General features: G+C 63.0%; 21 protein-coding genes and 3 pseudogenes. 14 read left to right on the plus strand and 10 right to left on the minus strand.

The genetic code is table 11. The annotated features are described in order from the left end of the window. Positions 1-7: 7 nt before the first annotated feature. The 3 genes and pseudogenes from ACQB61_RS00370 to ACQB61_RS00380 form a co-directional block, all read right to left on the minus strand. Positions 8-355, minus strand: a pseudogene (locus ACQB61_RS00370) (hypothetical protein); the annotation flags it as partial. Beyond that, complete coding sequence (locus ACQB61_RS00375) at positions 352-1,773, minus strand: di-heme oxidoredictase family protein (protein WP_430511026.1); 1,422 nt, start codon at positions 1,771-1,773, stop codon at positions 352-354. The pseudogene ACQB61_RS00370 and the gene ACQB61_RS00375, both read right to left, overlap by 4 nt. Positions 1,774-1,868: 95 nt before the next feature. Continuing rightward, positions 1,869-3,137: an ROK family protein gene (locus ACQB61_RS00380; RefSeq protein ID WP_430511027.1), complete on the minus strand. Its 1,269-nt coding sequence runs from the start codon at positions 3,135-3,137 to the stop codon at positions 1,869-1,871. A 247-nt stretch (positions 3,138-3,384) separates the two neighbouring features. On the opposite strand from ACQB61_RS00380, the gene xylF reads away from it, so the two are divergent. The 5 genes from xylF to xylA all read left to right on the plus strand — a co-directional run bounded on the left by xylF (position 3,385) and on the right by xylA (position 9,549). Continuing rightward, complete coding sequence (xylF, locus tag ACQB61_RS00385; RefSeq protein WP_430511028.1) at positions 3,385-4,419, plus strand: D-xylose ABC transporter substrate-binding protein; 1,035 nt, start codon at positions 3,385-3,387, stop codon at positions 4,417-4,419. Between the two features lie 145 nt (positions 4,420-4,564). Further along, the gene (locus ACQB61_RS00390) at positions 4,565-5,854 is read left to right on the plus strand and encodes a sugar ABC transporter permease (protein ID WP_430511029.1); all 1,290 of its coding nucleotides are present in this window, start codon (positions 4,565-4,567) and stop codon (positions 5,852-5,854) included. Positions 5,855-5,857: 3 nt separating this feature from the next. Then, the gene (locus ACQB61_RS00395) at positions 5,858-6,640 is read left to right on the plus strand and encodes an ATP-binding cassette domain-containing protein (protein WP_334251781.1); all 783 of its coding nucleotides are present in this window, start codon (positions 5,858-5,860) and stop codon (positions 6,638-6,640) included. Between the two features lie 146 nt (positions 6,641-6,786). After that, the gene (gene xylB, locus ACQB61_RS00400) at positions 6,787-8,232 is read left to right on the plus strand and encodes a xylulokinase (RefSeq protein WP_430511030.1); all 1,446 of its coding nucleotides are present in this window, start codon (positions 6,787-6,789) and stop codon (positions 8,230-8,232) included. A gap of 24 nt (positions 8,233-8,256) precedes the next feature. After that, the gene (gene xylA, locus ACQB61_RS00405) at positions 8,257-9,549 is read left to right on the plus strand and encodes a xylose isomerase (RefSeq protein WP_430514249.1); all 1,293 of its coding nucleotides are present in this window, start codon (positions 8,257-8,259) and stop codon (positions 9,547-9,549) included. Here the strand turns inward: xylA and ACQB61_RS00410 are convergent. Next, positions 9,533-9,835 carry a hypothetical protein gene (locus ACQB61_RS00410; protein WP_430514446.1) on the minus strand — a complete coding sequence of 101 codons (303 nt, stop codon included), beginning with the start codon at positions 9,833-9,835 and terminating at the stop codon, positions 9,533-9,535. The genes xylA and ACQB61_RS00410 overlap by 17 nt on opposite strands. On the opposite strand from ACQB61_RS00410, the gene otsB reads away from it, so the two are divergent. The 3 genes and pseudogenes from otsB (at position 9,769) to ACQB61_RS00425 (ending at position 11,989) form a co-directional block, all read left to right on the plus strand. Beyond that, complete coding sequence (gene otsB / locus ACQB61_RS00415; protein WP_430511031.1) at positions 9,769-10,368, plus strand: trehalose-phosphatase; 600 nt, start codon at positions 9,769-9,771, stop codon at positions 10,366-10,368. The genes ACQB61_RS00410 and otsB overlap by 67 nt on opposite strands. 92 nt (positions 10,369-10,460) lie before the next feature. After that, positions 10,461-11,123 (plus strand): annotated as a pseudogene (locus tag ACQB61_RS00420) (trehalose-6-phosphate synthase); the annotation flags it as partial. A 107-nt stretch (positions 11,124-11,230) separates the two neighbouring features. Further along, the gene (locus ACQB61_RS00425; RefSeq protein ID WP_430511032.1) at positions 11,231-11,989 is read left to right on the plus strand and encodes an alpha,alpha-trehalose-phosphate synthase (UDP-forming); all 759 of its coding nucleotides are present in this window, start codon (positions 11,231-11,233) and stop codon (positions 11,987-11,989) included. Between the two features lie 51 nt (positions 11,990-12,040). Here ACQB61_RS00425 and hppD read toward each other — a convergent pair whose 3' ends face one another. Beyond that, complete coding sequence (hppD, locus tag ACQB61_RS00430; RefSeq protein WP_430511033.1) at positions 12,041-13,153, minus strand: 4-hydroxyphenylpyruvate dioxygenase; 1,113 nt, start codon at positions 13,151-13,153, stop codon at positions 12,041-12,043. A 124-nt stretch (positions 13,154-13,277) separates the two neighbouring features. Between hppD and ACQB61_RS00435 the strand changes: the two genes are divergently transcribed. From ACQB61_RS00435 to ACQB61_RS00450, 4 genes are all read left to right on the plus strand, one after another. Then, positions 13,278-13,757, plus strand: a complete 480-nt coding sequence (locus ACQB61_RS00435; RefSeq protein WP_430511034.1) for an Lrp/AsnC family transcriptional regulator — start codon at positions 13,278-13,280, stop codon at positions 13,755-13,757. Between the two features lie 65 nt (positions 13,758-13,822). After that, positions 13,823-14,560: a tellurite resistance TerB family protein gene (locus tag ACQB61_RS00440; protein WP_430511035.1), complete on the plus strand. Its 738-nt coding sequence runs from the start codon at positions 13,823-13,825 to the stop codon at positions 14,558-14,560. Positions 14,561-14,642: 82 nt separating this feature from the next. Continuing rightward, positions 14,643-15,110 (plus strand): DUF1203 domain-containing protein, encoded by a 468-nt coding sequence (locus tag ACQB61_RS00445; protein ID WP_430511036.1) that lies wholly within the window; start codon positions 14,643-14,645, stop codon positions 15,108-15,110. 79 nt (positions 15,111-15,189) lie between these two features. Continuing rightward, a complete protein-coding gene (locus ACQB61_RS00450) occupies positions 15,190-16,818 on the plus strand; it encodes a GMC family oxidoreductase (protein WP_430514250.1) in 1,629 nt (542 codons plus the stop codon). A gap of 19 nt (positions 16,819-16,837) precedes the next feature. On the opposite strand, the gene ACQB61_RS00455 is transcribed toward ACQB61_RS00450, so the two are convergent. Then, on the minus strand, positions 16,838-17,944 hold the full coding sequence (locus tag ACQB61_RS00455) for a citrate synthase/methylcitrate synthase (protein WP_430511037.1): 1,107 nt from the start codon (positions 17,942-17,944) through the stop codon (positions 16,838-16,840). 82 nt (positions 17,945-18,026) lie between these two features. Here ACQB61_RS00455 and ACQB61_RS00460 point away from each other — a divergent pair. Further along, positions 18,027-18,917, plus strand: a pseudogene (locus ACQB61_RS00460) (citrate/2-methylcitrate synthase); the annotation flags it as partial. 95 nt (positions 18,918-19,012) lie between these two features. After that, complete coding sequence (locus tag ACQB61_RS00465; RefSeq protein WP_430511038.1) at positions 19,013-19,234, plus strand: citrate/2-methylcitrate synthase; 222 nt, start codon at positions 19,013-19,015, stop codon at positions 19,232-19,234. 74 nt (positions 19,235-19,308) lie between these two features. Here ACQB61_RS00465 and ACQB61_RS00470 read toward each other — a convergent pair whose 3' ends face one another. The 4 genes from ACQB61_RS00470 to ACQB61_RS00485 all read right to left on the minus strand — a co-directional run bounded on the left by ACQB61_RS00470 (position 19,309) and on the right by ACQB61_RS00485 (position 22,820). Continuing rightward, positions 19,309-19,716 carry a GFA family protein gene (locus tag ACQB61_RS00470; RefSeq protein WP_430511039.1) on the minus strand — a complete coding sequence of 136 codons (408 nt, stop codon included), beginning with the start codon at positions 19,714-19,716 and terminating at the stop codon, positions 19,309-19,311. A 203-nt stretch (positions 19,717-19,919) separates the two neighbouring features. Then, positions 19,920-20,201: an SCP2 sterol-binding domain-containing protein gene (locus ACQB61_RS00475; protein ID WP_430511040.1), complete on the minus strand. Its 282-nt coding sequence runs from the start codon at positions 20,199-20,201 to the stop codon at positions 19,920-19,922. A 159-nt stretch (positions 20,202-20,360) separates the two neighbouring features. Continuing rightward, complete coding sequence (locus ACQB61_RS00480) at positions 20,361-22,574, minus strand: heavy metal translocating P-type ATPase (protein WP_430511041.1); 2,214 nt, start codon at positions 22,572-22,574, stop codon at positions 20,361-20,363. Between the two features lie 6 nt (positions 22,575-22,580). Beyond that, positions 22,581-22,820, minus strand: a complete 240-nt coding sequence (locus ACQB61_RS00485; protein ID WP_430511042.1) for a heavy-metal-associated domain-containing protein — start codon at positions 22,818-22,820, stop codon at positions 22,581-22,583. Between the last annotated feature and the right edge of the window lie 3 nt (positions 22,821-22,823).

A 22,823-nucleotide genomic window follows, 5' to 3' on the forward strand; every position in this document is an offset into this window, starting at 1 on the left:
GAACCTTGGTCAGACTGCGCTCGTCAACACCGCTGTTGCTGCTGGCGAATTTCAGCGGCCCGCCGGTGCTGCTTTCGTTGATGAAGAGCCCGGCGGGGTTCTTGCCGCCTGCAATGAACAGGTCCGGCCTGCGATCGCCGTTGCAGTCGAGAATGGCAACGCCGCCGCCGACGAAATATTCCCAGGGGCCTTCGTAGCTCTGGCGGATGCCCGCAGCTTCCGCTTCCTCCACAAAATGCGGCACGGGCGCGAGTGAGGCCTTGCGCTCCTGTGCCAGCGCAGCGGTGGCGGCAAGCGGCGGCAGGACGAGGAGAGAGATGGAGATGGAGATGGAGACATGGCGGGTCGTGATCATTGGCCAACCTCCAGGCTGCGCAGGAAGGCAATCACCGCCTGCCGGTCTTCTTCGGAAAGGGCGGCATAGGCCTTTTGCGTGTCCTCCGCCGCGCCGCCATGGGCCATGACCACCTCATTCAGTGTGGTGATGTCGTTGCGGTGGCCATAGGGCGCCGTATTGCCCACGCCCCAGAGTTCGGCGGTGATGAACACGTCCCGCTCGACGAAGCGCTGGCCTAGCAGCTCGTTGCCCAGCCGGTTGTTGCGCTGGCCGGAAATCTGGTGGCGCTTGAGGTCGCCATAGAGCGGCACCAGCACGCGGCCCTTGCCGTCGCGCGGCAGGGCCTTCACCCAGGCAAGCGTGGAAAGATCCAGCACCAGCGGCGTCTCCACATCCTGCCGCCGCAAAGTGCCTGCTCCCTCCACCGGGCCCGGGTCCTCGAAGGCGAGGCTTTCCAGCGGCAGGGACGGGCGGTGGCAGGCGGTGCAGCCGGTCGCCGCAAAGAGGTCTTCGCCCCTTGCCGCGGCAGCCTTCCAGTCATCGGGAAGATCTTGCTTGCGGCCCGGCGCGGGCAGGGTTGCCTGAAAAGCGACAAGGGCGGAGACGTGCTCGGGGCGGATTTCATCGGCAACGCCATCCATGTCGAAATCCGCCGTGCCGGTCCACATGGAACCGAAGCGCTCCTGCGCCTGCATGCCATGATGGGCGTTGAGCGCGTTGACCGTGAACTGGCGCAGGGAAGCGAACACGCCCTTCTGGCTGAAGGGCCGCAGCACCAGATCCGGGTCGATGCCGTCGATGGCGGAGACGTCAATCGTGCCATCAGGATGGGCGGTCACCTTGCCAAAGCTGACGCCCTTTGTCTCCAGCGCCGCCGTCACCGGCATCTTGTCCGCCCGTGCCTTGTGAACGGCTGCGGCGCGCTGGGCTTTCAGCTCAGCGGTCATCTCCCGCGCCAGCAGTTCGATCAGGCCCGAGCCTTGCAGGATATTGGTGCCGCGCTCATTGGAAAACTGCGGGTCGGAGGTGTCAAAATCCGCGCTCTCGAAGCCTTCGGAGACGAAGACATTAGCGGTGAAATCCCCGGCGCCGCCGATGACCGGCTGGTGATGGCAGCCGGAGCAGGCAGCGGCATCCGGGCCGGGCATGCGGTTGAAGCTGTTTTCGACGGCGCGCTTGCGCTTCGTCGGGACGATGGCCTGCGTTGCCATGGGCCGTCCGGCGCCTTCCTCGCGGATGAAACGTGCCTCGAACAGTCGCCGCCCTTCTTCGGCAAGGGCTTCCAGCGCAGCGGGGCTGCCGGTTTTGCGGGCTTCGTCCAGAGAGGCGCGGATATCCTCCAGCGGCGGCGTGTTATCAACGTTCCGTTCGCTCCAGCTTTGCGCGCCAGCGGATGCAGCAAGGCCCAGCCAGAGCGCGCCTGCTGTTGCAAACATGGCTGCAAAAGGCTGCCGGATGGCGCCCCGTTCCTGCCTGTTTCTCCCCCTCATGCCGTCACTCCCCCGGCTGCGGTTCGCATGTACCGCAGCGATCAGATCCCTTCGCGTATCTCCTGCCGGGCCGCGCCCGCCTTCAGGCGGTTGCCTTCCGGTGCGCCTGTCAGGTTCTCGTCCAGCCGGCGCATGGCCTGCGCGACAAGGCCGCGGCGAATGAAATCCTCGTTCCATTCCACCACGTCGATCACCAGATGCCGCCGCAGGTCCTCCACCAGTGCCTCCTCAAGCGCCTGATGCATTCCTGCTTCCATGAACTCGAAGGCTTCTATGCCTGCACCGGTCAGCACGACGCGCGCCGGCTCGATGATGGCCAGCAGCCGGGCAAGGCCAATGCCAAGCGCCCTGCCTGCGCCATCGAAGACGGCACGCACATGGGCGTCCCCGGCCTTTGCCTTTGCATAAAGGTCGTCAAAAGTCTGGCTGTTGACCGGCAGGGAGCGCGGGTCCGTGTCTTCGGGCAGCTCCAGCACCTGCCGTAGCAGTGCGTAGTCGGCAAGATAGGCCTCAAGGCAACCGTGCTTGCCGCAACGGCACAGGGCGCCGCCGGGAATGTGGTTCGCATGGCCGATTTCCGCCGCTGCGCCTGTCGCGCCGACGAAGAGATGCCCATCGAGAAACAGCCCCATGCCGACGCCGTAGTCCACCATCACCACGGCAAAGGTGCCGCTGTAGCGCTCTGGCTCCGACCAGTGCAGCGCCTCGGTGATCATGTTGGTGTCGTTGGTCAGGAAGCAGCGTGCGCCCAGCCGGGTGCGGATGGGCGCGACCACGGGGATGTCACGGCCGTTGAAGGCAGGGCTCCAGACGATTTCGCCGCGCACCCGGTCCACGATCCCCTGCGAGGCGACGCCGATTTCCTGCACGGTGGCCGGATTGGCACCTGACTCCTCGACGAAGCTGGTGATGGTGCTGCACAGAAGGTCGGGGAAGCTCTCTGCATCGGCCCGCGTGGTGTCGAACGGATACTTCCGGCTGAAGATGATCTTGCCGGTGAAATCGGCCAGCGCCAGATCAATCCAGTTGACCGAAATGCGCAAGCTGATGACGCTGGCTGCCGCGCCGTTGAGGGCCAGCATGCTGCGCGGACGGCCGCGTGACTGGGCCGCGCGCGGTTCTTCTGTCTCGATCCCGGCAATGAGGCCTTCGTCCAGCATGTCCGAGGTGATGGCAGTGATCGTCGCCGGGCTGAGGCGCGTGGCGCGGCCCAGATCAATGCGCGCCATCTGTCCTTCACGCCGCAGCGTCTGCAGGATGAGGCTGCGGTTCCGCCTGCGGATCTGGTCCCTGTTCGCTGTCTGCGTCATGTCCTGACGTAGTTCCCGTGATGTTTCCGTCCCTGGCCTGCCAGTCTTTATGCCGCCAGCATGGCCTTCAGCGAGATGAAACCGTTTCCGGTCTCCAAAAGCATGTTGACAGGCGGCGAGCTTTGGAGCAACTTTTTTCGGGCGCCAAAAAATAAAGGTCCGCCCGCGGAGACGGGAGTTTGACGCTCCCGGGGTTTAGGAGGCGGCGCCGGGAGAAGGGTGACGCCTTTCAGGAGGAAACAACGCAATGCGCAAGATTGCCATGATTTTTGCGGGCGCACTCATGTCTGCGACCGCGCTCACTGCTGCCGCACAGGCGCAGGAAGTCGTCGTCGGCGTCAGCTGGTCCAACTTCCAGGAAGAGCGCTGGAAGACCGATGAAGGCGCGATCAAGGCCGCTCTGGAAGCTGCCGGTGCCAAGTACATTTCCGCTGACGCCCAGAGCTCCTCTGCCAAGCAGCTGTCCGACATCGAAGCTCTCATTGCACAGGGCGCTACCGCCCTCGTGATCCTTGCGCAGGACGCCCAGGCCATCGGCCCGGCCGTGCAGGCTGCCGCTGACGAAGGCATTCCGGTTGTCGCCTATGACCGCCTGATCGAAGATCCGCGTGCCTTCTACCTGACCTTCGACAACGTGGAAGTGGGCCGCATGCAGGCCCGCGAAGTGCTGAAGGCTGCGCCGGAAGGCAACTACGTCATGATCAAGGGCTCCTCCACGGACCCGAACGCCGATTTCCTGCGCGGCGGCCAGCAGGAAGTGCTGCAGCCGGCGATTGATTCCGGCAAGATCAAGATCGTGGGCGAGGCCTACACTGATGGCTGGCTTCCGGCCAACGCCCAGCGGAACATGGAACAGATCCTGACCGCAAACGACAACAAGGTGAATGCCGTTGTCGCCTCCAACGATGGCACCGCCGGCGGCGCCGTTGCAGCTCTGGCAGCCCAGGGCATGGAAGGCATTCCGGTTTCCGGCCAGGACGGCGACCATGCCGCTCTGAACCGCATCGCCAAGGGCACCCAGACTGTGTCTGTGTGGAAGGACTCCCGCGAACTCGGCAAGACCGCTGCTGAAATCGCCGTGGCCCTTGCCAAGGGTGGCACGCTCGACGGCGTCGAAGGCGCTGGCAAGTGGACCTCGCCGGGCGGCGCTGAAATGACCGCGCGCTTCCTGACCCCGATCGCCATCACCAAGGACAACCTCAACGTTGTCGTGGACGCGGGCTGGATCACCAAGGACGCACTCTGCCAGGGCGTTTCCGGCGGCCCGGCTCCCTGCAACTAAGGCCTGACCGGTCAAGACCTTGCACTGCCCCGGATGATTTCGGGGCAGTGTTTCCGATGTAATGCCGCAGCGCCTGCTTGACTGACCTTTGGCCACGCGCTCCTATCGGCACATCAGGACCGGCTTTTCAACCAGGAGCACTTCGATGTCGAATGCAGACCTGTCCGGGACAAAGACCCCGGCGGCCCGCTCGTTTGTATCCGCGCTTCAGCTGGACACGCGCCTGCTGGGCATGATCGGGGCGTTCATCGTCCTCTGCCTCGTGTTCAACGTGGTCACGGACGGGCGTTTCCTGACACCGCGTAACATCTTCAACCTGACGATCCAGACCGTCTCCGTCGCCATCATGGCAACGGGCATGGTGTTCGTCATTGTCACCCGCCACATCGACCTGTCCGTCGGCTCGCTCCTGGCGACGGTCGCAGCAGTTATGGCGGTCGTGCAAACGCAGATCCTGCCCGGGTCGCTCGGCCTCGGCCACCCCGCAATCTGGATCATTGCCATCGTGGCTGGCCTCGTGGCCGGTGTCGCCATTGGTGCGGCGCAGGGCTGGCTGGTCGGCTATCTGGGCATTCCGGCCTTCATCGTCACGCTCGGCGGATTGCTGGTCTGGCGCAACGTTGCGTGGTTCATCACCGACGGCAAGACGATTGGCCCGCTGGATGAGACCTTCCTGCTGCTCGGAGGCACGGGCGGTTCGCTTGGCGAAACCTGGTCCTGGGTCTTCGGCATCGTCTGCGTTGCTGTGTCCATGGCGCTGCTGTTCTCGGCGCGTAAACGCCGGGCCTCGCATGGCTTTTCGGTCAAGCCTGCCTGGGCAGAGGCCGTAATCGCGGCGGTGATTTGCGCTTCCATTCTTGGCTTCGTGGCCGTTCTCAATGCCTATGACATGCCGGTGCAGCGCGTTCAGCGCATCTTTGCCGACCGTGGTGAAACCATGCCCGAAGGCTTCCGCATGGGCTACGGCATCCCGATCTCGGTGCTGGTGCTGATCGTCGTGGCTGTCGCCATGACCATCCTTGCCCGCCGCACCCGCCTTGGCCGCTACATCTTTGCAACCGGCGGCAATCCGGACGCAGCCGAGCTGTCGGGCATCAACACCCGCCTGCTGACGGTGAAGATCTTCGCACTGATGGGAGGCCTTTGCGCCATCTCCGGCGCCGTGGCCGCAGCCCGTCTCGGCTTCTCCACCAATGACATCGGCACGCTGGACGAACTGCGCGTCATCGCCGCAGCCGTCATCGGCGGCACGGCTCTGTCTGGCGGCGTTGGCACCATCTATGGCGCCATTCTGGGCGCGCTGATCATGCAGTCGCTGCAGTCCGGCATGGCCATGGTGGGCGTGGATGCGCCGCTCCAGAACATCGTCGTCGGCATCGTGCTGGTCTTTGCAGTCTACGTCGACATCATCTACCGCAAGCGCACGGGGGATTGATCCATGGCGCCTCTGGTTGAAATGAAAGACATCTGCATCTCCTTTGGCGGGGTGCATGCGGTGGATCACGTGTCCATCGATCTGAACCCCGGCGAGGTCGTGGGTCTGCTGGGTCACAATGGTGCGGGCAAATCGACGCTGATCAAGATCCTGTCCGGCGCTTACCGTCAGGATAGCGGCGAGATCCTGATCGACGGCAAGCCTGCCACGATCAACAGCCCGCGTGATGCGCGCAAGTACAACATCGAGACGATCTACCAGACGCTGGCGCTGGCCGATAACCTCGATGCCGCCTCCAACCTGTTCCTGGGCCGCGAGCTGGTGACGCCGCTGGGCTTTGTCGATGATGACCGGATGGAAGCGGAAACGCGCAAGATCATGGCGCGGCTCAACCCGAACTTCAAAAAGTTCAAGGCGCCGGTGAAGGCCCTCTCGGGTGGCCAGCGCCAGTCCGTCGCCATTGCGCGTGCGGTCTATTTCAACGCCCGCATCCTGATCATGGATGAGCCGACGGCTGCCCTTGGCGTACACGAGACGCAAATGGTGGCGGAGCTGATCGAGGAGCTGAAGCGTCAGGGCCTCGGCATCTTCCTCATCAGCCACGACATCCACGACGTGTTCAAGCTGTGTGACCGTATTGCCGTGATGAAGAACGGCCAGCTGGTCGGCACGGCAAAGACCACGGATGTGACCGATGATGACGTGCTGGGCATGATCATCCTCGGCAAGTGCCCTCCGGGCGCAACGCCGGGGCCGGGCGCGTTGAATGATGCAGCAGCGGCCTGATAGCCTGTCCAAGCGGGAGCCTGCGGCATTGCTAGCTCTGGCAGAAACCGCCGTCATCGGCTAGAAGAAGCAGTCCCCGGACGGGCGCGCACATAAGCGCAGCCTGCTCCGGGGTTCTTTCGGATCAATTTTGAGGGGCGTACCTCATGCATATCGGTCTTGATATCGGCACCAGTTCGGTGAAGGCGATCCTGATGGACGACAGCCAGGCGGTGCTTGCCTCGGCCAGTGCCCATCTCACGGTCGAGCGCCCGCACCCCGGCTGGTCGGAGCAGGACCCGGACAGCTGGTGGACGGCGCTGGAACAGGCGATGGACCAGCTTGCCGCCTCCCATCCCAAGGAGATGGCTGCTGTGCGCGGCATTGGCCTGTCCGGCCACATGCACGGGGCCACTTTGCTGGATGCGGCAGACAAGCCGCTGCGCCCCTGCATCCTGTGGAATGATGGCCGCTCCGCTGCACAATGCGCGGATCTGGAAGCGCGCGAGCCCCGGTTCCTCAGCCTTGGCGGCAATCGGGTGATGCCCGGCTTCACCGCGCCAAAGCTGCAATGGGTGCGTGAGAACGAGCCGGAGATCTTTGCCCGCACGGCCAAGGTACTGTTGCCGAAGGATTACGTCCGCTTGCGCCTGACCGGCGAGCATGTGGGCGATATGTCCGACGGTGCCGGCACGCTGTGGATGGATGTGGCCGCTCGCGACTGGTCCGATGCCCTGCTGGAGGCGACCGGCCTCAACCGCAGCCATATGCCCCGCCTTGTCGAAGGCTCGGATGCCGGCGGCCGCCTGCGGCCGGAACTGGCCCAGCGCTGGGGCATGGCCTCAGCCCCGGTGGTGGCTGGTGGCGGTGGCGACAATGCGGCTTCGGCCTGTGGTACGGGTGCGGTGAAGCCGGGCTCGGCCTTCGTTTCGCTCGGCACCTCCGGCGTTCTCTTTGTCACCAATGACCGGTTCTCGCCCAATGTGGGCAGCGCCGTGCATGCCTTCTGCCATGCGGTGCCGGACACATGGCACCAGATGGGTGTGATCCTGTCTGCCACCGACAGTCTCAATTGGCTGTCGAAGGTGCTGCGCCGCCCGGCGCAGGAGCTGACGGGGCTCGTCACGGATCTGAAGCGTCCTTCGGATGTGATGTTCATGCCCTATCTGGGCGGAGAGCGCACGCCGCATAATGATGTGGCGATCCGGGGCGGTTTCTTTGGCATCTCGCATGACACGGATGAGGCGGAGCTGACCCATGCGGTGCTGGATGGCGTTGCCTTTGCCCTGATGGATTGCCTTGCAGCGCTGACCTCTGCCGGAACGAAGGTGGAGCGTGTCACCGCCGTGGGCGGCGGCTCGCGCTCGCGTGCCTGGCTGGAGATCATCGCCACCGTTCTGGGCGTCACCGTCGATCTGCCGCAGGATGGCGACTTCGGCGCCGCGCTGGGCGCTGCCCGCCTTGGTCAGGCGGCGGCGGATGGCTATTCCGATGCGCTCTTCAGCGCCCCGCCGATGGCTGCTGCCATCGACCCCAACCCCGCTCTTCGTTCCGCCTATGGCGAGGCCTATGCCCGCTGGCGCAAACTCTATCCCGCAGTGAAGGAGATCTGACGTGGCTACTGGTTTTTTGACGGGCTGGAGCAGGTCCGTTTTGTTGGTCCTGATGCCAAGGACCCTTACGGCTACCGCTTCTATGACAAGGACCGGGTGGTTCTCGGCAAGCGCATGGAAGACCATCTGCGTCTTGCCATCTGCTACTGGCATTCATTCTGCTGGCCGGGTGGTGATCCGTTCGGCGGCGACACCTTCCAGCGCAAGTGGATGGCCGCAGGCGATCCGATGGAGCAGGCCCGCCTGAAGGCTGACGTTGCCTTCGAGATGTTCCAGCTGCTGGACATGCCGTTCTTCACCTTCCACGACCGTGACATCGCACCGGAAGGGGCGACGCTGGCCGAGAGCAACGCCAATGTGAACGCCATTGCCGACATCTTTGAAAAGAAGATGGCCGAGACGGGCGTGAAGCTGCTGTGGGGCACGGCGAACCTGTTCTCCAACCGCCGCTTCATGAGCGGTGCTGCCACCAATCCGGACCCGGAAATCTTCGCCTATTCGGCAGCCCAGGTGAAGAACGCCATGGATGTGACCAAGCGTCTGGGCGGTGCGAACTATGTGCTGTGGGGCGGCCGCGAGGGCTATGAAACCCTGCTCAACACCGACCTGAAGCGCGAGCTGGACCAGCTTGGCCGCTTCCTGTCCATGGTGGTCGAGTACAAGCACAAGACCGGTTTCAAGGGCACGATCCTGATCGAGCCGAAGCCGCAGGAGCCGACCAAGCACCAGTATGACTATGATGTTGCCACCGTGTTCGGCTTCCTCAAGGCCTATGGCCTGGAGAACGAAGTGAAGGTGAACATCGAACAGGGCCACGCGATCCTTGCCGGTCATTCCTTTGAGCATGAGCTGGCGCTCGCCAATGCGCTGGGCATCTTCGGCTCGGTGGACATGAACCGCAACGACTACCAGTCGGGCTGGGATACGGACCAGTTCGCCATGAACGTTCCGGAACTGGCGCTGGCCTATTACGAGATCCTGAAAGGCGGCGGGTTCACCACCGGCGGCACCAACTTCGACAGCAAGATCCGCCGTCAGTCGATCGACGCCGTGGATCTGATCCAGGGCCACATCGGTTCGGCGGATGCCATCGCCCGTGGCCTGCTGGCAGCTGCCGCGATGATCGAGGATGGCCGTCTCGGTGGCTTTGTCGAAGACCGTTACGCGGGCTGGTCCAAGCCGGAAAACGCGGCAATCCTCAAGGGTGAAGTGTCGCTCGAGGCTCTGGCTGACCGCGTTTACGCCACGGATCTCGAGCCCCAGCCGAAGTCCGGCCGTCAGGAATATCTGGAAAGTCTCGTCAACCTCTTCGTGTGACGTCTTGCAAGCATCCATCCCTGCTCTGGAGAAAATCCGGGGCAGGGGTGGACTTTTCCGTCTTGTGCCTTAAATTGTGCACATGCGAAATTCTGTCCGTCTGCAATCCGATAGTGCTCTCTTTCTCGATTTCGATGGCACGCTGGCTGCTCTTGCGCCGCGTCCGGAGCTTGTAGACGTTGATAGCCAAGTGATCAGCTTGCTGAGCCGGATTAATGATTGTCTGGATGGTGCTGTTGCCATCATTACCGGCAGACCCATCTCCGAAATCGACGGCTTTCTTCACCCCTCACTCTGCCCGCCGCAGGCCTGCATGGCCTTGAGTGGCGCAAGACCGCAGCTTGCGCCTCTGTCCGTGCCGAAGCCTCGCCGGACTTGCACTATCTGCGGCAATCGGTTGAAGCCAGCGGACTGCTGGCCGAAGGCGTCCTGCTGGAAGACAAGGGCGCGGCCATTGCACTGCACTACAGGTCGGCTCCTCATCTTGAGGAGGCGCTGGATGCCCATCTTGCGCGTATTCTGGCTGGATTGCCGGACCTGCATGTCCTGCGCGGCAAGATGGTGATGGAAGTGAAACCGGCGACCCATGACAAGGGACTGGCATTGCGCCAGTTCATGGATATGCCGCCCTTCCGCGGGCGGGTTCCGGTTTTTGCAGGCGATGATGTGACGGATGAAGATGCCATGGCCGCCGCGCTCGCCCTTGGCGGCAGCGCGCTGAAGGTGGGCGAGGGTCCAAGCTGCGCATCCGCACGCCTGCCGGATGTTGCCGCCGTTACGGACTGGCTGGCGCAGCAGGCGCGCCATCTGGCCGCATAAATCCGGCATTCGGGGCTTCAGGGAAGCCTCGAACACCCATCGCGGGAACTCTTTGCCGCCCTGACTGTTCAGTCAATGGCGCTTGGCGCTGCATGAGCAATTTCAAGGCGTGGTGCGCCAGCATCCCGGCGCCTTGGTTTCATTGTGTCTTGAGAGGGCATTTCATTTGCTGCCTGCCTGACGGTTGTCAGGTGTCCGGCGCATCAATCAGAAAAGGAGACGAAGGCCATGGGACGGCTTGTTGTGGTATCAAATCGGGTAGGCCCGATGAAGGACACAGGCAAGGCCGGGGGCTCGCTGTGGCTCTGGTCGATGCGCTGACAAGCTCCGGCGGACTTTGGTTCGGCTGGAGCGGCAAGGTCTCCGAAGAGGGCACATTCGGCCCTTTTCAGCAGCAGAAAACAAAGTCGGTCCAGCTTGTGCAGATCGACATGAACCAGGCTGATCACGATAGTTTCTATGCCGGCTATGCCAACAGGACGCTCTGGCCAATCCTGCACTACCGGCTTGATCTTGCAGTCTTCGACCGGCAATTCGAAAGCGGCTACCGTCATGTGAACGAGCGCTTTGCGACCCGGTTGCAGCCCTTGCTGCAGTCCGATGATCTCATCTGGGTGCATGACTATCATTTTATGCCGCTGGCCGCGACGCTGCGCGAAATGGGCGTTACGGCGCCCATCGGCTTCTTCCTCCACATCCCCTTTCCGGCTCCCGAAATTCTGGCGGCTCTGCCCAATGCCGGAGCTTTGGTCCGGTCCATGCTGGCCTATGACGTAATCGGCTTCCAGACTTCGCGCGATGCGGCGAACTTCCGCCGTTTTGTGGTGGATGAACTGGGCGGCTCGGAGGGGAAGGCGGCCTGGTGCGCCTTCAGGGGCGGCAGGTTCTGGCCCGTGCCTATCCCATCGGCATTGACGCAGAAGCTTTCTCGAAGTTCCCGATGTCGCCGGAAGCGGTGCGCAATTCGGCGCGCATCGGCAAGCGGCTCGCCGGGCGCCAGCAGGTCGTTGGGGTGGACCGGATCGACTACACCAAGGGTCTGCCGGAACGCTTCCGGGCCTTTGCCCGGCTGCTGGAGGACTATCCGGAGAACCGGGGGCAAGTGTCGCTGATGCAGATCGCCCCGCCCTCCCGGGCGGAGCTTGATGCCTATATCGACATCCGGCGCGAGCTGGAGGGGCTGACCGGCCATGTGAACAGCCGCTTTTCGGAGCTCGACTGGACGCCGATCAGCTTCATCGCCAAGGCGTTCCCGCGCAAGGTTCTGGCTGGCATCTACCGGTCCAGCCGCGCCTGCCTCGTTACGCCGCTGCGCGACGGCATGAACCTTGTCGCCAAGGAGTATATCGCCGCGCAGAGGGCGGAAGATCCAGGGGTTCTGGTGCTCTCGCGCTTTGCTGGAGCTGCGGAGGGAATGCCAGAGGCGGTTATCGTCAATCCGCATTCGGATGAGGAAGTTGCCCGTGGCTTGCAGCGCGCTCTCACCATGCCGCTTGAAGAGCGGCGCGACCGCTGGCAGGCCATGTTTGACAGGCTCTGCCGGGAGGATGCGCACAGCTGGTCCTCCTCTTTCGTTGCCGATCTTGAGGCGGCACGTCAGGAGACCAGTAAGGCCGCCTGACGAAACAGCCCCGCGGCAGTTCTGCCGCAGGGCCAGTCCTCTTTGTGCCGCTTATTCGGCGGCGTCCACCTTGATGACACCCCGGCGGATCTGGTCTTCCTCGATGGATTCGAACAGGGCGCGGAAGTTGCCCTCACCGAAGCCTTCATCGCCCTTGCGCTGGATGAATTCGAAGAAAATCGGCCCGATGACGGTCTTGGAGAAGATCTGCAAGAGGATCTTGGTCATGCCGCCGTTCACCACGCCTTCGCCGTCGATGAGGATGCCGTGCTTCTTCATGCGCTCCAGCGGCTCGTCGTGGCCGTTTACGCGCGCATGGGACATCTCGTAATAGGTCTCCGGCGGGCCGGGCATGAATTTCAGGCCGTTGTCCGCCAGACGGTCGGTGGCGCTGTAGATGTCATCCGTGCCCACGGCGATGTGCTGGATGCCTTCGCCCTTGTACTTGCGCAGATATTCCTCGATCTGGCTGGTGTCGTCCTTGGACTCGTTCAGCGGAATGCGGATCTTGCCGCAGGGCGAGGTGATGGCGCGGCTGACAAGGCCGGTGATGCGGCCGTCAATGTCGAAATAGTGGATCTGCCGGAAGCCGAAGAGGTTGCGGTAGAAGTCCCACCACTTGTCCATGTTGCCCCGGTAGACGTTGTGCGTCAGGTGGTCGAGGTAATAGAAGCCGACGCCTTCCGGCTTCGGATCGACAGGGCCGAGCCATTCGAACTCCGCCGAATAGGCTGAGCCCTTTGCCCCGTACTGGTCGATGAAATAGAGCAGCGAGCCACCAATGCCGATGATGGCCGGCACATCCAGCGTCTTGCCGTCCCCTTCATAGGGCGTTGCGCCCATCTTCACCGCATGGTCAAACGCCTTTTGTGCATCCACCACGCGCCAGGCCATGGCCGGGGCGCAGGGGCCGTGGGCCTCGACAAAGCGCATGCCGTAGGAGCCGGGCTCGGCGTTGAGGATGTAGTTCACGTCGCCCTGACGGTAGACGGTAATGTTCTTCGTCTTGTGCTTTGCCACGGGGCTGTAGCCCATGCGGCGGAACAGGGCGTCCAGTTTTTCAGGCTCCGGATGGGCAAATTCCACGAACTCGAAGCCGTCGGTGCCTGCCGGGTTTTCTGCCGTAATGGTGGCGGGCGGTGCGTCGTGCGGGAAAGGTCCCATGCTGTCCTCCTCTTGATGGTGAGAAAAGCTTGCACCTGGAGGCGCGCAATGTGTGTGCAAAGGACGTAAAATCCCGTAAGATGACGCAAGTTTTGTGCATGAAATTCATGATCGGTGCATCTCCGTGCAGCTTGACAGCTTTGATCTGCGGCTTCTGTCCGCGCTTCAGGAAAATGCCGCCCTCACCAACCAGCAGCTGGGCGAGCGGATCGGTCTGTCCGCCAGCCAGATCTCCCGCCGCCGTCAGGCGCTGGAAGCAGAGGGCATCATCCGCCGCTACCGGGCAGATCTGGCGACAGAGCGCCTGGGCTTTTCGGTGACGGCTTTTGTGGGGGTCACCCTTGGCGCGCACAGCCGGGAGAATGCCCGCCGTTTCCGTGCCATGGTGCAGGCCATGCCCGAGGTGCAGGAGGCCCACACACTGACGGGTGATGTGGACTACATGCTGAAGATCGTGGTGCCGGACCTGAAGGCGCTGAGCCGGGTGATCAATGACGACCTGCTGCCGCATGAGGCGGTGCAGAATGTGCGCTCTTCCATCGCCATGGAAACCCTGAAGGATGACAACCTTCTGCCGCTTGAGAATGCTCCTGCCGTCAAGTGACTTGCAGCCACGCCGGGGAGCCACCATCTGAGGCTGACGCAAGGTTTACCAAGGAGCCTCCAGACATGTTCGATGCGAAATCCCTTCTCGATCAGGTGATGGGGGCGGCCTCCCGCTCCGGTCTTGCACAAGGTGGCAAGACGGGCGGCTCCGGTGACCTGATGTCCCGTGGCAAGGATTTCCTGACGTCGAACGCGGGCGGTCTTGCCGCTGGCGGTCTTGCCGGGCTTCTGCTTGGCAGCAAGTCTGCCCGCAAGATCGGCGGCAAGGCGGTGACCTATGGCGGCCTCGCGCTGGTTGCCGGTCTCGCCTACAAAGCCTACCGCGACTACCAGACCGGCCAGCAGAACGGCGGTCAGCCACCAAGCCCGCAGCAGCGTGCTCCGCTGGAACTGGAAGCCCCGCACGGTACGGCCTTTGATCCTGAGCGCGCGCCCGGCGGCAGCCAGATCGTGGCGCGGACACTGCTCAGCGCCATGATTGCCGCCGCCAAGGCGGACGGGCACATTGACGCCGAAGAGCAGCGCCGCATCTTCAGCAAGATGGATGAGGCGGGGCTTGATTCCGAATCCAAGGCCTTCCTGATGGACGAGTTGCGGGCTCCGCTCGACCTCGACAAGATCGTCAGGAGCGCCACCTCGCCGGAAACTGCCGCCGAAATCTACGCCGCGTCGCGGCTTGCCATCGACCCCGATCATGCGGCGGAAAAGGCCTATCTCCAGATGCTGGCCGCCCGGTTGAACCTCGATCCGGCGCTGGTAGACGAGATCGAAATGGCCGTGCGCGAACAGGAAATGGCGTGATGGCTCGCTTATCGGGTCGCTCTGCCGGGGTGGTCTGAACATTCTTCTGCTGGTGCATAGCACTGAAGCAGGAGAATTCTTGATGACCTTTCAGATTGAGCCGCTTTCGGCAGAGCGGTTCCTGCCGCTCTTTTCCTTAGATGATGAAGAACTGGCTGCCCGGAACATTGAAGTTCATGTCGCAGATGCGGACGCCGGGTATCCTTGCAGGCTGGGGCTGCGTTTTGCCAAGGCGGGCGAAAGGCTGTTGCTGGTGAACTATGAGCATGTTCCCCATGACACGCCCTACCGTGCTTCTCACGCAATCTACATCGTGCAAGGGGCGGAGAGTGTGTGGCCGAAGGTTGGGGAAGTGCCAAACTCTCTTCAGGTTCCCATGCTCTCTGTGCGGGCCTTCGACGCACGGCACAGAATTATTGATGGGCGGCTTGTCGCGGGAGAGAAGCTTGCGGACACGATAGGCAGCATCTTCGATGTGCCTGAAGTTGAGTACATCCATCTGCACTATCCGGGGCGCGGCTGTTATGCGGCGTGTGTTCGCCGAGCTTGAAGCAAGCCTCACCCTTTGACGGTCTTGACCGGACCGCGCCCGCGTGTCTCCACTTGTGCCAAAGAACACGGGTGGAAACATGCAGGATCTGGGCGAGTGGGATTATGTGATCGTCGGCGCGGGCTCGGCGGGCTGCGTTCTGGCGAACCGGTTGTCGCAGGACCCGGATATCCGGGTCCTTCTGCTGGAAGCGGGCGGGCGCGATAGCTATCACTGGATTCATATTCCCGTCGGCTATCTCTACTGCATGGGCAATCCGCGTACCGACTGGTGCTTCCGCACGGCGGCGGAACCGGGGCTGAACGGGCGGGCACTCAACTATCCGCGTGGCAAGGTGCTGGGCGGCTGTTCGTCGATCAATGGCATGATCTACATGCGCGGGCAGGCCAGAGATTATGACGGCTGGCGCCAGCTTGGCCTCGCCGGTTGGGGCTGGGAGGATGTGCTGCCGCATTTCCGCGCCTGCGAGGACCACTATCAGTGGAATGATGAACTGCATGGACAGGGCGGCGGGCTCCGCGTGGAGCAGCAGCGCCTGTCCTGGGACGTGCTGGACAGCTTCCGTGAGGCCTGCGCCGAAACGGGCATCCCCAAGGTGGATGACTTCAACCGGGGCGACAATTTCGGCTCGTCCTATTTTCAGGTGAACCAGAAGCACGGTATCCGCTGGAACACGGCCAAGGGCTTCCTGCGCCCGGCGCTGAACCGGCCCAACCTGCGCGTGGTCACTCATGCGGAAGTGAGCAGCGTCCTCATGGACGGCCGCCGTGCATCCGGTGTTGCCCTGACGGTGAAGGGCCAGCCCGCGACGGCAAGGGTAACGGGCGAAGTGATCCTTGCAGCGGGGGCCGTGAAGTCACCGCATATTCTGGAGCTGTCGGGCATTGGCAATCCGGACGTGCTGGACCGCATCGGTGTCACCGTCCGGCATTCCCTGCCGGAGGTCGGCGAGAACCTTCAGGATCATTTGCAGCTGCGTACTATCTTCAAGGTGCATGGGGCAAAGACGCTGAACCAGATGGCGGGCAACATCTTCGGCAAGGCGCGCATCGCGCTGGAATATGCGTTGAACCGCTCCGGCCCCATGTCCATGGCGCCAAGCCAGCTTGGCGTCTTTGCCAAGTCTGATCCGTCCTTCGAGACGGCCAACATCGAGTATCACGTGCAGCCGCTGTCGCTCGACAAGTTCGGCGAACCGCTGCATCCCTTCCCGGCGATTACCGCCAGCGTCTGCAATCTGCGGCCCGAGAGCCGTGGACACGTGCATGCGCTGACAGGCCATGCAAAGGACCAGCCAGAGATCCGGCCGAACTATCTGTCCGCTGCGGCTGACCGGCAGGTGGCGGCGGACAGTATCCGCCTGACCCGGCGGATCATGGAGGCCCCGGCCATGGCCCGCTACCGGCCGGAGGAATACCTGCCTGGTGCCTCTCTCCAGAGTGATGAGGAACTGGCGCGGGCGGCCGGCGATATCGGCACCACCATCTTCCATCCCACCAGCACATGCCGCATGGGAGCGGACGAGGCCAGCGTGGTGGACGGCCGGCTGCGGGTGCGGGGCATTGAAGGCCTGCGCGTTGTGGATGCCTCCGTCATGCCGTTGATCACCTCCGGCAACACCAACGCGCCCACTGTGATGATCGCGGACAAGGGCGCGGCGATGATCCGGGAGGACCGGCGGCAGGCACGTTCGGCCGCCGCCGCCTGACGGCAGGAGGCTTGCTTGCTCAGGCTGCTACTGGCCCCACATAGCGCGAAGCCGGGCGAATGAGGCGGCCGGTCGCGCGCTGCTCCGCCACATGGCCGCACCAGCCGACGGCACGGCCCACGGCGAACAGGGGCGTGAACAGGCTGCGGTCCAGACCCGCAGCCTCCAGCATCACGGCTGTGTAGTACTCAACATTCGTCTGCAAGGGCCTGTCCGGTTTATGGCGGGCGAGTGCAGCAAGCGCCGCCTGTTCCACCGCTTGAGCCAGCACCAGCCGGCCGGCGTTGGAGGGCAGTTCCGCAAGGCCTGCCTTCAGCACATCGGCGCGCGGGTCACGGGTGCGGTAGATGCGGTGGCCGAAGCCCATCAGCCGCTTGCCTTCCTTCAGTGCCCGTTCGATCCAGGGCTCTGCCCGGTCTGATGTGCCGATGGCATCCAGCATGTCAAGCACGGGCCCGGGTGCTCCGCCGTGAAGCGGGCCTTTCAATGCCCCCATGGCGCCAATGATGGCAGAAGCCATGTCCGCCCCTGTTGAGGCAATGACGCGGGCGGTGAATGTGGAGGCGTTGAACCCGTGGTCGAGAATGGTCACGAGATAGCGGTCAATGGCTGCTGCAGCGCGTGTGTCAGATGCCTTGCGTGTCAGCATGCGCAACATGTCTTCCGAGGTGCGCAGGCTGAGGTCGGGCATCACCGGGGCAAGTCCTTGGCTGATCCGCCAGCCTGCGGCCAGAAACACGGGCAGGCTGCCGCAGAGCACCACAGGGTCCTCATCCGCGCCTTCGTTGGCGAGCGCCGAAAGGCCCAGACGCATCAGTTCATAGGTGCCGAGCTTCGGTGACGCAGCCAGCAGCACGGGCAGGGCACGGGCCGCCGTTGCGCGGGCCTCGGCAAAGCGGGCCGTCAGCTCCGCGCCGCGCGGCACGCGCAGGATATCAGCCCAGAAGAAGCTGGCCGCCTCTTCAAAGGTGAGCTTTCCGGCGAGATCTTCGATCGGTCTGCCACGCAGCACCAGCCGTCCGCCAGCACCATCCACTTCGCTGAGGATCGTTGCAGCTGCGGTCACGCCATCGAGGCCTTCGGCCTGCGCGCCGGTGAAAACCGGGTTGGGGTAAGCGATCGTCATGGAAAACTCCCTTTCAGACTGTCTGGCCGTCATGAAAGGAGGAATGCTTGATGTGGTCAATATTGATAGATACAATCAATATATGAACCAGACGCTTTATCTCTCCGCCCGTGAAGCTGTCGCCGAGCTCGGCATCCAGCCGGCCACCCTCTATGCCTATGTCAGCCGTGGCCTGATCCGCTCCGTGCCAGGGCCGGGCAAGCAGAAGCGCTATGATGCCAGTGACATCCGCAAGCTGCTGGTGCAGCGCGACAGGCCCGAGCCTCAGGGTGGGGCAAGGCCACTGTCCGGCGATCCTGTTCTGGAAACGCGGCTGACCCACATTGCTGCGGATGGGCCCTGGTACCGTGGGCACCGTGCTACCGATCTTGCAAAAAGCCTGACGCTTGAGGCGACGGCGGCGCTGCTCTGGGATTGCGAGGATGATCCCTTCGCCGGGGAGATCAGCATGCCCATGCCGTTCTTTCCGGACGGCATGGGTGCGGTGGAGCGGCTGATGACGGCTCTGGCCGCATGGCCTGTGTCGGATCCTTCCGCTTACACGCGTTCACCCCAGTTGCTGGTGCGAAAAGGGGCCGCTTTCGTGCGTGTGGCGGCTGCGGCGCTGCTGGGCAGGGCGGAAGTGTCGAGCCTGCCGGTGCATGAGCAATTGGCAGATTGCTGGCTGGTGCCCGGCCGTTCTGGCTCAGGGGACGTTTCTGCTGCAGATGGAGCGGATCTGATCCGGGCGGCGCTCGTTCTCTCCGCCGATCATGAGCTTAATACCAGCGCATTCACCGTACGCTGCGCCGCCTCCACCCGTGCGCCCTTGCATGCGGCGCTGATTGCAGGTGCAGGGGCTTTCACCGGCCCCCGGCATGGGGCGGCGTCCGACAGGGTTGGCCTGTGGTTTGATCAGATCCAGTCAGCCGCAGATGCAGAGGCTGTGTTGCACGAGAGGCTGATGCTGGGCGAGCCGCTGCATGGTTTCGGCCATTCGGTCTACCGTGGAAAGGACCCGCGTGGAGACATGTTGCTGGACATGCTGAAAGCGAAGAAGGGGGCGGTTCTGCCGCAGAACTGGCGGCCATGGTCTGCAAGCTGGCGCGGGATCTGTTCGGTCTGGAGCCGAACATCGACTTTGCCTTTGCTGTGCTGCGGCGCGCTCTCGGTTTGCCGCCACAAGCGGGCAAGACCATCTTCTGTGCCGGCCGTATGGTGGGTTGGGTTGCCCACGCGCTAGAGCAATATGCCGCCCATGAGCAGATCCGCCCCCGTGCCATCTACACCGGGGAACGCCCCCGCGACTAAGGACAGAAGGCGCTGATTAAACGGAATCGCGCTGTCAGGGCCTCTCGTAGGCCCTTGAGCTGACCTGCCCCAAGCTAACCTGGCAGTCCGTCGATCTTCGCGATCTCTTCCAGGCCATTGTCCCAATCCGCACGGCTTGCGCAGCAAATATGCGCATTGGGCCGGATGGTGACTGGACTATCAAGGCTCCCGGCGGGCACCTGCAGCAGAGCACCCTCCTGATGCACAGCTGGAACAGGGGACCCGCATTTGGTGCAAAAGCTCTTCTCGTGTCTGGTTTCCGGAACCCGGTATGTCTGGATGCTCTCACGGCCCGAGACCCAGATTATGGCCGCCGATGTCGAGAACAGATTGGCCGCATGTGCCGATCCGGTGTCTTTCTGGCAGCGCTTGCAGTGACACAGAAAGAAACTTTCAAACTCACCTGAGATCTGAAATGCAACGGTGCCACACTGACAGGAGCCGGTTGTGATTTGAGGCATGGCGACAAGCTCATGTTTTGTGAATGAGACGGCGAATCATAGACCACGGTCTGCCCTGTTAGGGGGCGTGGCTTTTGCCCGTGCTCAAGGCACAGAGACAGGATCTCACCTCACCTGCCCGATATGGCGATGGAAAGACTTGCCCCGATGGGCTTGGCCCCGTCCAGGGACGGAGCCGCCTCTTCTGGTTCCGGGCGCTTCTTTCAGACGATGCTGCCGAGCTTCATGGCGACGGCCATGTTACCCTCGACCTTGATCTTGCCGGTCATGAAGGCCATCGTCGGATTCAGCTCGCCAGCCAGCAGGTCGGCGAGGTTTTCCGACGAGATCTTGATGGTGCAGTCGGCATCCTTGTCCTCGTTGGTGACGGTCGAACCGTCGAGGAAAATGACGCCATCGCTGCCACAGTCAAATTTCACGGTGTCATCAATGCCGCCGCCAGCCACTTTTGCACGCACGGCTTCAGTCAGTTCCTGCAGGCTCATTCGGTCCATCTCCCATGGGGCAGGGCGGCTCTTCGCCCTGCCGTAAAAGTCATGAGGCTTCAATTTCCTCTGCGCTGACCCAAGCATACCGTTTACGTAACCGTCAAGTGGGCAATCGGTCAGCTGAAACGAGTATGCTTGGGGAACCTTGCAAAAAGTTCAAGGTTTCCAGCGCTTCAGCAGGCCTGCATTGGTCACAACGGAAACCGAGCTGAGCGCCATTGCAGCCCCGGCCAGCGCCGGTGACAGCATGCCAAACGCCGCCAGCGGAATGCCGATGACATTATAGGCAAAGGCCCAGAACAGGTTCTGCCGGATCTTCGCCAGCGTCGCCTTGGAAACACGCACGGCCGCTGCCACCATCAGAGGGTCCGAGCGCATCAGTGTGATGCCTGCCGCTTCCATGGCCACATCAACGCCCGAGCCCATGGCAATGCCAATGTCGGCGGCGGCGAGTGCAGGCGCATCATTCAGCCCGTCCCCCACCATGCCGACAGCACCGCCTGCTTCCGCACGCAAGGCCTCGATCGCCTTGGCCTTGCCATCGGGGCGCACGCCTGCACGCACTTCGTCAAGGCCGGTCTCTGCGGCCACCTTGCGAGCGACGGTTTCACTGTCACCCGTGATCATCACCGTACGGATGCCCATCTCCCGCAGCTCCTGGATTGCTTGCGCAGAGGTCTCACGCAGCGTGTCAGAAAAGGCGACGACACCCACGGCACGTCCATCAAGCGCTACAAGAACGCTGGTCTTGCCTTCGCCCTCCAGAGACTTGCGGATGGATTCGGCGGTGATGCTCTCCACTTTCAAGCGGTCCATCAGGGTCCGGTTGCCGATGACAAGCGAATGCCCGCCCAGCATTGCGGCAATGCCTTCGCCCGGCACCGCTTCGAACTCTTCCGGCGTGGACAGTGGCAGCCCCTTGGCCTTGGCAGCCTCCACCATGGCGCGCGCAAGCGGATGTTCGCTGGAGAGCTGGGCAGAGGCGGCAGCGGCCAGCAGGCCGTCATTGTCCCGGTCAAAGGCGACGACATCGGTGACCGCAGGGGCGCCGCGCGTCAGGGTTCCCGTCTTGTCAAAGGCCACCAGCTTCAGCCGGTGCGCCACTTCCAGCGCCTCGATATCGCGGATGAGAATGCCCGCCCGCGCCGCAGCACCTGTTCCGGCCACAAGGGCCGTGGGTGTGGCAAGGCCCAGGGCACAGGGACAGGCGATGACGAGCACGGCAACACTGGCGCCGATTGCTGCATCAAGGCTGCCGCCCCAGAGCATCCATCCGGCAAAGGTGAGAAGAGCAAACACGATGATTACCGGCACAAAAATGGCGGACACCTTGTCGACAAGCTTCTGCACCGGCGCCTTGCGCCCTTGCGCCGTCTCGACCAGCTTGATGATGCGGGCGAGGACCGTTTCCTCGCCAAGCGCCATCACTTCAACCGTGAGAGCCCCGGAGCCGTTGATGGTGCCTGCGGTGACGTGATCGCCGGCTGCCCGGGTCACGGGCAGGCTTTCGCCGGTGATCAGCGTCTCGTCCAGCTCGCTCTTGCCCTTCTCGATCTGGCCGTCCACCGGCACTCTTTCGCCAGGGCGCACCAGCACCCTGTCACCCAGACGGATTTCCGTAATGGGAACGGTGGTGACTGTATCGCCTTCAATTTTGTTGGCTGTCTCCGGGCGTAGCGCCATCAGAGCCCGCACGGCGGCAGAGGTGGCGCGCCGGGCGCGGTTTTCCAGCAGCTTGCCGAGCAGAACCAGCGTCAGGATGACCATGGACGCTTCGAAATAAAGATGTTCCGCGCCGGACGGGTCCGGCACGAAGATGCGGTAAAGGCTGTAGCCATAGGCGGCAGACGTACCAAGGGCGACCAGCACGTCCATGTTGGCGCCGCCCGAAAGCACGGCTTTGAATGCGCCGCGATAGAAGCGGGCGCCCAGCAGAATCTGCACCGGGGTTGCCAGAAGCAGCTGCAGCATGCCGGGAACCATCCAGTGAATGCCGAAAGGCATCAGCGCCATGGAGACAACCAGCGGCAAGGAAAACGCGGCTCCCATCACGAACAACAGGAAGGCTTTCCGGTCCTCCGCGCGTGCGGCGGCTTCTGCCTTCTCACGCTCTGCCCGTGCCTTGGCAACTTCATCCTCATGCAGGCGGGCCGAGAAGCCTGCCTTTTCCACGGCGGCGATCAGCTCCGGCACCGGAATGTCCCGGACCAGCGCCAGCCGGGCATTCTCGAGCGCAAGATTCACATTTGCTTCTGCCACACCGTCAACGGCTGACAGGGAGCGTTGAAGCCGCACGGCGCAGCTGCCGCAAGTCATCCCCGAGATGTCGAGCGTCAGTTCTTGAGTGCGGCGGGAGTTTGCAGGGGACATTTCGGGTCATTCCTCTCGCAGCTGGGCAGAGAAGCCGGCATTTTCGAGAACGGTAATCATGTCCGGCACAGGGACATCTTTCGTCACGGTCAGGGTCGCGCTCTTGGCGGCCAGATCGACACTGGCGTCAGCGACACCGTCCATACCAGAAAGAAGACGCTGCACACTTGCGGCACAGCCGCCGCAAGTCATGCCGGACACATCGAGCATCAGCTGGCGGGGGCTTGAGAGATCTGCGGATGTCATGAC

This window comes from Pannonibacter phragmitetus (assembly GCF_050510895.1).
In the GTDB taxonomy this organism is placed as follows: Bacteria; Pseudomonadota; Alphaproteobacteria; order Rhizobiales; family Stappiaceae; genus Pannonibacter; species Pannonibacter phragmitetus_B.